Below are 11,227 nucleotides of genomic sequence, written 5' to 3' on the forward strand. Positions count from 1 at the left end.
ATGACCAAAGTTATGCTCTAAATTATAACCGTGATTTTTAAGAACGTTATTGCCTTCATTCTCAACTTTCCATCTGCTGCGCCCAGCTTTGACAACTTCTTCAACATTATTTTCAGTGATTTGATGATTAGTTATCCAATTATTTTGGTAGATAATTTCCTCTGTCTTCTCATTAATAAGAGTCACTTCGCACCAATTAACTTCGAGACTTGAGTCTTCATTTCTTAATGGAAGTCTATCCGCATAACGATAAATTAGATTTTTTCGCCCATCCCATTGTTTCTTTTTAACGGTTGTAACTTCTCCACTTATTTCTAAGAATTCTAGCCATTCATATAAAGTTGTATGTGGCGTTTCCAGACAAACAAAAATAAAATTATAACCTTGTTTTAGAGCTAATTCACAAATAGGGTGATGAGAATATAAGTCATCGCCTAAAAGGGTTACAGCATAACCATACTTGTTTTTATGATTCTTATTTAACCATCTTTTAACAGCCGCATTTTCACAAGGAAAGCTTTTGATGCCCATCTTGCTTTTTAATAAATTCTGGTTCTAAATTAATGACTTGTTTTTGATTAGGAGAAACTACAATAGGTGTAATACAGCCATGAAAATAAGTTATCGTTCCATTTCGATGATTACGAAAGTTACAATGAGGGCAATTTATTTTCTTTGATGAGAAATATTCCGTGCCATCTATTGCTATTATAATTTCTTCATCTAAATAGAGAAACTTTTTCAAAACTCCGTTTTTATTTAACCATTCATAGACTTCTTGAAAAGCCCTAAAGATAGTAGTAGCTGGAAGATCGCCCATCGCACGAGCGATCCGCTACAATTTAGAGAGGCAGTGGGTATGACAATATACCCATAAGGACTTGAGTACTTGAGTACTGATGTACCAGCACTCCTTATTGTTCAAAGTCGTCAAACCAAGATTAAAATTTATCCAAAAGTTAGTGCAAGAAAACAAATATTTTGTCTTGCGGATAAAAAACAATTTAGTGTTTATTTATCCAATCGAGAATTGTATCCAATTTTGCTTGGAGTTTAGCGTTTTCTCGCTCCAAATAATCCACGCGTTCATGCACTAATTTCACCTCATCTAAAATGGTTGTATTCGCTGGAAACAGCCAAGCTGTACGAGATTGAGAAGAAGTTACACTGTCTAAAGAACGGATATCTACCCCAAAACCCATTAAAGATGGACGTTCTACATAAGTAACACGATGCAAAACCCGCCATGTTTTATTCGGACGACCACATTGGACTTGACGTAAAGCCCGCGCTTCTTCATCATTACTCGCTAACCATTCAGGATCGACAACATAGCGGAAGAAATCCAAATAGTTATTGGTACTATTTTCGAGGTAAAAACTCATCATGCGGAAGCGATCGACTTTTTCACCTGGTTGGAAGGGAACATCATTTTCGTCGGTAATTCCCAAAGCTTCAATACCGCCTAAATCCACCTTTAACTCCATCCCCTTACTACTCGCTTGGGTTTTAGTCATGGTTTGAGTCATATTAGTAGTAGCTAAAGCAGTCAGCGCACCGGAAGCTTTGAAAATAGTAATATCACCCTCAAATCCGCCTCCTGCACTGAGTCCAAATGAGCCGCCAATGGTATGTTCTGCGGTATTAGCAAAGCTCTGTTCTTCCACTCGTAAACCGCCATCTGCATCCCAAACATAAGTGTTGACAATATTGCGTTTACCCGAACGAACAAGGATGTTTTCCATATTTTTTTGCCAACCTGCAAAACTGGCTAAAGCATGGGTGCGCTGTTTAATATCGTTAATGCGAGAGCTAATTTCTTGCTTACGTTGTTGTCCTTGATTTTGTAAATCTTGGAGTTTGGCTCCACCTTCTTGTTGAATTTGGTCGAGTTGAGCTTGTTTTTGGGCATCGGTTGTCCCTTGATCAGAAGTATTAATGGTTTCCGCGCCTTCATTCAAACTAATCGCCTGTAAGGGAGTTGCTTGATTCGCTTGACGATTTAAAGCGGTTTCATCAACTAAATTAGAGTTGAAGTTATCAAAGTAAGATTGTCGCTCTTTATCAGCTTTCTCAATTTGTTGTTTGAGGTTGTAAGCTTCCATCAAACGGAAGTAACTAGCCGGATAAAGTGAGCCGTATTGGGCGCGCATTTGGGGAACATGACCATAAAATTGATCGTTAGCCGCACTACTGCCAACTAACCCATCTAATGTCCCGTTCATCACATAAGCGGGATTCATTAAGAAGGTAATGGTATTAACATCGGGGGGAATATCTTCCACTGGACGGACTTCATAGCCGACCATTTTCTTAGTGCGAGACAGTCGGGTAACAAAGACATCGGCTAAACTGGAAACCACCAGGGCATAACCGATATTTTTCGGGATGAAACGACGACCATATTGGGGGAATTGAGCGTTTACTTCGGGCGCACCTCGTAATTCTAGGCGATCGGTCATTGCTAAGGAAGAACTAGAAGTAATATTACTTTCATTCAACCATTGATAACTCATATCTAAAGTGCCTTTAAACCCGGCTTTGGTATTTTCAATTTCCGTAGTGACACCAAACCCGGCGGAGCTTTCAGACTTAGCCCCTAAGAAAATCTCAGCACTTCCCCCTAAACCTGCATCTTGAGAACGATTCCAACTGTATTCCACATCTTCAGTGGTCGTTAGTTCTACACTGGTTGCGCCGTTGTATTGATAATCTCCATCCTGATTCATGTTTTCACTGGGAACAGGAGGCGCACCTTCTATATAACCGAGCAAGGTCGGTTTAAATTGGGCATTACCAATCCAAAGTAACTCTAAACTTTCAATCCGTTTATCCATGAGAACTTCTATTCCTTTACCAGTAGGATAAGCAAACATTCGACGCATCATGGCTGCTTTTTGTTTGCTGATGGGATCAACATCATAAGTCCCATATTCAACGCTGGTAATCGCTGAATCTAAGACGAGGCTTCCTTTTCCTTGATTGAGAGGGAAACAATCAATAGATAACACACTCATCATACCTGGGAAAGATAGATCATTGGTTGTTGCTAAGGTAGCGCCACCATTGACTGTGCCATTCAAACTACCGACTAAACCAGTCACGGTAGTTCCAGTCATACTATCTAAACGCCAATATCCCACCAAATTCGCTTCTGTACCGACCAAGCGTTTATTCATATCCGCCTGAATTTCTGCTTGGGTACGGGCTTTATTCCAGATGCGAACTTCTCCCATTTTGCCTTTGAAGAAGCCAGAAGGGTTGTATTGATTATGATAAGCACCAATCAAAACATTAGTAGTGCTATCTGGCTTGCCACCGACACCGAGAGTTCCCGTACCTGCGGGTTGTCCATTGATATAGAAACTAATCAAGGAGCTACTATAAGTAACGGCAACATGATTAAATTTCCCAGTTGGTGCTGTTGCTGAAGATAATATTACCCAGGGCGCAACATTGTGATTAATTCCGAGTTTTTTCTGACTATCTACAAACAATTTGAATGAACCATTGACACCATTATTCCATTTAGAAATAATGATCATCTCGCTGGCTGCTGTATCTACATTAATCCAGGCTTCAATGGTATAGGCTGCTGTTCCAGGGAAGGCTAAAGTGGTTGCATTAGCTAAATTGATATAATCATCTACTCCGTCAAATACGGTAGCAGGAACAGGGACGAGAGTAGAAACAGAATTTTTAACTACTTTAGGAGTAGCAGTAATTAGAGAAGCATTGTAAACTGTGCCACTAGAGTTTTTGACTAACTCCACAACTTTAGTAGTTGAGCCTTCGGTATAAATGCTATTGAGAGGTAAATAAAGCTCTAATCCGGTTTCTTTACCTGTGAGGCGTTTGGTCATGTTCGCCTGAATTTCGGCTTGGGTACGGCCTACACTCCAAATTCGCACATCTGCTATTTGTCCGGTGAAAGGGTCTTTGTCTCCACCACTCCAAACACCGGCGGCGATCGCTATTGGAAAGGCGGAAGTTCCATAATTAGATGTGGTAGCTCCTCCCTCTGCTTTCTTCACCCCATCAATGTAAAGATAGACTTTCTGAGCATCACCAACTACAGCAACGTGATGCCATTCATTAACAGGATATGAGTAAGCAGTTTGGAGTAAGCCGGAGTTATTTGTCCAGACTGCTAGTTGTTGGGCTTGAAATCCAAATTCAATTAGATCATTCTGACCAAAAAGACTTGTATTCCCGACAAAGGATGCAGGTTTAATCCAACCTTCGAGAGTAAAAGCAGAACGGTTATTGAGGACAGTAGATGGAATATTGATATAGCTGCCATTGCCAGAAAAGTTCATCACTTGGGAAATGGGAGAGGCTAAAGTTTTGGTATTACCGAACCAATTTTCACTGACAATTGTGCCGTTATTGCCCTTGCCTGTGTAATCCCGTGCTTGAGTACCAGAACCTTCATTCAGGCGATAATAAGCCGTTAATCCGGGTTCATTTCCGGTTAAATAAACTTGGCTATTTGCCTGAATTTCTGTATCTTCGAGGGATAGATTCCAGAATCGGATTTCGGAGATTTTACCAAAAGCTTCACCTCCAGCTTCTGTATTGCCGATTTGTTGAATATTGCTGCTACTTTTGGCTAGACATTCGCCAACTTTCTTACCATCAATATAAAAGATGGTTTTTGAGATGGTGGTTGATCCTTGTGTCTCTGTTGTTCCTGCTACCGCCAGATTATGCCAACCTTGAGGAAGTAGGGATAAATCATAAGAATTGGTTTGATTGTTGGCTAAAGTGCTATTAACAAGACAATAGTAAAATGTGTTGTTGACATAAGTACCCAAATATTTTTTGCCTTGAACAGCAACAGGGCGATCGCCTCCGGTTTTGGCAATTAAAGTATTCCATTGGGCTGTATCTGGGAAAGGATAGACAAAATTCGCTTCTATTGTCCAGTTATCCCCTAGATAAATTCCGCTTGTACCTAAAGTAATTTTTTTTGTGCCACTATCGCAGTTTAAACAGATGGGATACTGATCCGGCAACCACTCTTCAAAGTAACTATTGACTTCATCAGCAGTGGCATCAAAAATACTTTGCCGGAGTTTTCCTTGTTGATCGAAATAACTTAACTGCACCATCCCTTCACAGGTTTCTAAAGCTGTTACCCGACTTGCAGAATCAATAAAATCTAGCACTGCCCCTGTTGTTACTAAATCTCCGCAAGAAGCAATGGCGGGCATGATTTGCGGAGTTTGTTGATTGTTTTTTATTCTATTGAGAAAGTCATTGTTTAAGGTGTTTGACTGAGTTTGAATGGTGGTAATTTCTTGGATAACTTGAGCTAGATAATTATCCCAAGCAGCTTTATCTGTAGCAGTAGCAGTTATAGCCAAATTTAGGAGGTTTAATTCTTCTTTGGCCTGGTTGAGTTGCTTGAGTTTTGCTTGCCAATTGTCGTAGACGATCGCAATATTATTATTAGTCTGCTCACCGGTGGAAATAAACTTGACTTTCTGCCAATCGCCAATCGGATGTCCTACCAGTTCTAGCCCCATATAAGAGCGACCAATTACCTGAACTCTCTGATCATCTCCTGCGGCTTTAAAAGACATAACATAGTAGCCATCACCTGTAGAAACAAACTTGACTTTCTGCCAATCGCCAATCGGATGTCCTACCAGTTCTAGCCCCATATAAGAGCGACCAATTACCTGAACTCTCTGATCATCTCCTGCGGCTTTAAAAGACATAACATAGTAGCCATCATCTGTAGAAACAAACTTGACTTTCTGCCAATCGCCAATCGGTTGTGCTACAAGTTCCAACCCATAATAAGAGCGGAGAATCACCTGAACTCTCTGATTATCTCCTCCTGCTTTAAAAGAAAGCACACAATAATAGTTAAATGGATTATTTTTTTCAGCGTTATACTTCGCTAAAAGTGTTGACTCTTCAGTGGTTAAGGTAGCAACTTGTGCTGTTAATATCTCAATCTTTGCTCTAGTTTCTGCTTGGGCATTGTAAGCTGCAATTTTGGCTTTTAATTCTTGTTTTTCCTTAAATAAAGCTCCTTCTTGTTTCTCTTTTAATTCCAGTTCTTTCAATTTAGCAGCTAATGTTTTTTGATTATCCACCAAAGTCGTTAAATTCACAGTATCGGTATAACTGGCTTGGGTAATAACATCAGATGTCTTCTGAATCCGATGTTTACGGACTTCTAAGGTCGTCCAAGTTCCTGTTACTTCAGAAATTTCCAAACAACGAACTAAATTAACTTCATCGGGTACAGTAAACCGACAAGAAGCTTTATACCAACCACTTTCTGAAGCAGGTTGAATTTGAGTGATTTCTCCAGCAAAGGTAATTTTCTTGTCGGAACGATGGCTTTTTTGTCCCCAATAGGTGCATTTAAAGATTTTGCTGCCATTAATGTTATTGGGATCGAGTTGAGGGGCAACTTTAAACTCAAAAGTTTCTTCATAAGTTGCCCGTTGAGTAACTGCAAATAACTCTTTATTGAGATATTGTGCTACATTTGTTTTTCCATCTGCTAATTTACGGTTGAGAGTGACAGCACTGACATAACAATCCCCGTAAACGACACCATCGTTTTGATGAACAGAAAAATCAACTACCTGACGCTGTTTATTTTCATCAATGGCAATGCCACCTAAACGCCAATAACCCACTAAATTTGGTTCTTGTCCAGTGAGTTGCAAGTACATACTATTATTGATTTCTTTGCCACTACGAGCAACTTTCCAGATACAAAGTTCTGATACAGTACCTTCATAGTAATAACTGTTCGCTGTCGCAAGTTTTCCTAAATGCAAGATTGCAGTTTTAGAAAGTGGGCGATTACAGCCAGTACCACTGTGCCATAATATGCCATTGCGATAAATTTTCATTTCTCCAGCTTTCGCATTTTTGGTAAACGCCCAATGTACCCATTCCCCTTTATATTCAGTTGGTTGGGCGAATTTTTCAATGCGATCAAATTCATTACCATCTGCACCGCAATCAAAGTAAATTGAACCGTTAGTCCAAGGCAAATGGATATTCAAAACTCGCTCATTATTCACCCCATTGGCATAAATAATACAATTTTCTTTTGGTAAGGAATTGCTACCTTTTGCCCAAAAAGTGATCGTAATTTCATTCCCAATGGGCATACTTGCAGGGGGAAGTTCCACATAACTATCTACCCCATTTAAAACAATACCGCGCCGTTTTAAAGACTGGAGTTTTAAATTAACGGCTTCTCCGTTTTGCCAAGTCAGATTATTAACGGCAAAGTTTTGATTGTCAATCTTAGTAATGGCATAAGTCCCATCATAATTTGTGGTATCAAAAATCTGGACTTCATCGCCATTTTCTAAGCCATGATTTTCGGCTTTGACTCGCAGTTTTCCATTAGCAATCAGTTCATAACCTGTGATAATACCATCAAATATTACTGCTTGTTCTTTGGGAGGTACTGCTTGCCATGTTCCTAATTTACTATTACTAGAACTGCTAAGTTCTACCCAAGGGGCATTAATTTCAAAGGTAGTATTATCAATTTTGGTAATGGTGTAGTGACCATCATAAGCACTGGTATTTTGGATGTAAATTTGCTGATTATTTTTGAGAATAGCAGTTTCAGCAGAGGTAATTTGAACAGTGGCAACACCATCTTCAATAACTCGATTAAAAGCGGTAATTGTTCCTTCTGCTGGTGGACTAGCAATGCCAAAGCTTTTAATCTGATCTAAAGTATTAAGAGGAAGTAAAACATCCCGAACATTACTACGGAGTGTTTGGGTAGCAGCAGTATCATTAATTTGAGATAATGTGCCATCATTTAAAGCGGCAAAGCTAATGGTAGCCACATTTCCTTGAGTGGTGACAATTCCTAACATTACCTTAGTAGCATCTCGCATTAATTGCGTTCCCGCTTCGGTTTGTTGTGAGGTTTGGACATAATATTTGGTCGCCGTAATGCCATTGCCAACTTGTACATTTAAGTCAAGGGTGCGTTTAATAATTCCGGCAATATTACGGGAAATCAGAGTTGGATCATCTTCCGATTTTGGCTCAAAAATCGTGTAATCTTGAACATCAAATAATCCTTCATCCGAAACTCGTAGGGAAGAAAGTTCAACTTTTTGAGTTTGGCTATTATAGGCGAAAATATGCCACCGATATTGATCGAGTTCTACGGTGGGTAACTGGACTACAGAAAACCAACCTTTCTGAAGATTATTAATAAAACTTAATTCGCTAGTGGGTTCATAGAAAGGAATACCATTAGCATCACGATAGTCAACGGAGTCAATATTTTTTAATCCGCCAATCCCTTGCTGCATCTTTTCACTGGCTGCAAACCTTTGTCCACTGCGCTTGAAACGAACTTGCAGTTTGCGGACTAATTTATTAGCAATACCATCTAACACATAGCGATCGCATAACAGGGTATTCTGTTTAGATTGACGGAATACATAAAGATGTTCTGTCCCCGATACTAATTGTACAGGTGCAACGGCGGTTTGGTCTTGGGTACGATAACGAGAACGTAAGATAAACTGACTGTTATTTTCTTGATAGGTTAATTCGTTAGTTTCCTTAGCCACTACAGAAGCATCATCTTTTGCTTCATTAGGAAACTCCAATACTTGCCAATTTTCCCAACCGTTACGCTGTTCAGGCGGTGTGTTGAGATAACTATCTTCAAAGCCATCTTGTTTGATTGTATACCAAACCTTGCCCTGAGTATCTGTACCGAATAAGACGACTTTACCCGCATGAGTGATGCTGTTGATGTATTGGATTTGTTCTTGTTTAAGTAGCATATTTTTCTTGTAGTCAGCACTTACGCAGCTAGATTAGTCATTGTATAGTTGATTTGACATTGACAATAATTAAGTTTAGTAAATTTCATCAGGACTTACGCAAAGTTTGATTTTTCACGGTATGTGGAAAAGGCCATTTTGCCTTCCCTGTCAAATCAATTCAAAATTACACTTCTAGCTTGCTCAAAACCCTTACAAGTGATTGTAGACCACTGATTATTTGAATCAGTGGGGGCAATGACCTTGAAGGATTAATCAATTCAAAATTTTTATTTTTCTTAATTAAAGCATAGTAAAAATAGACTTTTTGGCTTATTTAATCGTTCGATTGAACTTAAAATTTGGTTGAATTTTATCTAGATTTATCAGTTGAAATCGATTTTTCATAGACAAATTTATTCAAGCCTGTCTATCTCCAACGTCGGATGATAATTATCTGTCAGAAAATCATGCTTCAGCACAAATTCTCTATTTAAATAACAGAATTTTTTCTGATTTTTTTCAAAATGAGAATTGCTGGCGGCGAAGTTATAAGGGTTTCCGTCTTAGCGAGAGTTCACATCTGGGTTCGCAGAAATTTATTAGTGGGATAGATTCATAGCTGCCTTCAGCAAGAACTGCCCTCTGCCTTTCTCAATGAGTTATCTCCAAAGGATTAAAGGTAAGTAATTCGGATTAACTACCAACACTTTTGAAATCATTTTAGTTAAAATGCCCTAATTAAAGTGCCTAGAGTTGGCGTACTTAAAACTGAAGAGGCTAAATTCCCTGGAATATTCCCATCAATTATCCAGCAGTCAATCCCTAAACTAGAAATAGTGAAAAACTCCTCAACTTTCTTCGCCATCCCGCCAGTAACATCTACTGATTTGCTCTTGCCCAAGAAAGGTTTAATCTGAGAATAGTTAGCTTGAGTAATATTGGAAACTACTTGCCCCTCTTGGTCATATACACCTGCATAATTCCCAACATTTATTAGTCTAACTTTAAAATTACCTTGAAGATAGAAGTATTTCGCTAGTTCTGCAAGCATTGCATCTGTCGAAAAGACAGTACCACCAATAGCTTGATCTAGAACTACATCACCGAAAACTAAAGGAATTAAACCTACTTGTAGACTACTTTCTATCACACTAAAGTCACTCTTAAACAGTTTCTTATTATGAGTTATTGTCATAGTAATAGGTGGCAAACTTACCACTGGTAAACCTGCCTGTAAAAAACTTTTAGCTAGTAGGAAATTTAAATCTAAAGCATCTTGGTGAACTAAGCAGAACCCTAGTTTTTCTTCATCACATGAAAAACCATTAATTGTATTATATTTATTCGCTGATTGGTGTGCGAAAGAACCAGCACCGTTACCAATAATCAGTTTCAGATTAGGATTTTCATGTTTGATTAGGCTCACTTGCTCAACCAGCTGTGTTATAACTTCTCTTCGAGCAGTATAAGGTTTATCCTTGTCAGTAATTAAGGAACCTCCTAGCTTCACCAATACTAGTTCCATAATAAAATATTAAATAAGGAAAGACAAAAACTTATAGCAAACTAATTCTAAACAAAAAAATCAAAATTACTAGTAATTTCAACACAATTTAACAAAAAGCATGAAAGGAAACAGTAAATTTTAGTTACAAAATAATGCAGAAATTGTGTTACATCTGAGTTATCAATGGATAGCTGGAAGTTGGGAGTACACCATTTTTAATAAATTAGTTTGTGCATTGGAGGATATTTGAAAAATCTTCAAATGTGTGTTTGACTACCCTGGCTACCGAGAAACTGCCACGAGAGAATCGGAATTTTGGGATTTGAGATCGCGCCTCTGAGTCGGACTTGAGGCTCAAGCCGACCCTTTTCAAACAACCTTTAAGGATAAAAGTGCAGCCTACGTTGCCAAGTCTGCTGAATCTTTGCCATTGCTTAAATCCTTGTACTAAAAGTTTTTTTCTGATATCTAAAATCTCTTTCAACTCATCAATTGGCAACAATCCATCTAACAACCAAGACCCATCTTCACGTTGCACCACATCAGGGGTTGTACCCACTTTACTGCTTTAAGAAAAACTCGAAGAACCATTGAAGCAACTACAGATAAATCAATTGGGTACTACCAATGACGGTACCAGGGCAAACGCATCTAAATTACTCTTGATCACAACGAAGGTTAAGAAGGAACGAAAAAATCAGGATTTCGCGTTTGATTATTTTTTAAGCCCCGAAGCGATCGCCTAAAACCTTAGCAATAAGCAAGAGTTAATGACATTACTTTTGACTCTATTGAGAATATACCTTACTTATTGACATGATGCGGCCGCCCTGATGACGGTACTCTTACCCCAGCCAAATCTACTACCAAACATCTGACTATCCCTGAACTGCGGGCATGGGGTTAAGAGTTACGACTATCTTGCCCTGGC

3 protein-coding genes and 1 pseudogene are annotated in these 11,227 nt (G+C 38.9%); all 4 read right to left on the reverse strand.

Annotation, left to right across the window (positions count from 1 at the left end; translation table 11 throughout):
• Positions 1-790: pseudogene (locus tag V7K55_RS25190) on the reverse strand (ISNCY family transposase); the annotation flags it as partial.
• A gap of 214 nt (positions 791-1,004) precedes the next feature.
• Entirely contained in the window at positions 1,005-8,807 is a 7,803-nt protein-coding gene (locus V7K55_RS25195; protein ID WP_334835716.1) for a LamG domain-containing protein, read from the reverse strand.
• Positions 8,808-9,513: 706 nt separating this feature from the next.
• Positions 9,514-10,314 (reverse strand): isopentenyl phosphate kinase, encoded by an 801-nt coding sequence (locus V7K55_RS25200; protein ID WP_334835718.1) that lies wholly within the window; start codon positions 10,312-10,314, stop codon positions 9,514-9,516.
• 205 nt (positions 10,315-10,519) lie between these two features.
• Positions 10,520-10,855: a hypothetical protein gene (locus V7K55_RS25205; protein ID WP_334835720.1), complete on the reverse strand. Its 336-nt coding sequence runs from the start codon at positions 10,853-10,855 to the stop codon at positions 10,520-10,522.
• Between the last annotated feature and the right edge of the window lie 372 nt (positions 10,856-11,227).

It is taken from the genome of Nostoc sp. (assembly GCF_036919895.1).
Lineage (GTDB): Bacteria > Cyanobacteriota > Cyanobacteriia > Cyanobacteriales > Nostocaceae > Nostoc.

Excerpts from the sequence above, each read along its gene's own strand:
- V7K55_RS25195 (WP_334835716.1), bottom strand. The coding sequence starts at position 8,807 with ATGCTACTTAAACAAGAACAAATCCAATACATCAACAGCATCACTCAT.
- V7K55_RS25200 (WP_334835718.1), bottom strand. The coding sequence starts at position 10,314 with ATGGAACTAGTATTGGTGAAGCTAGGAGGTTCCTTAATTACTGACAAG.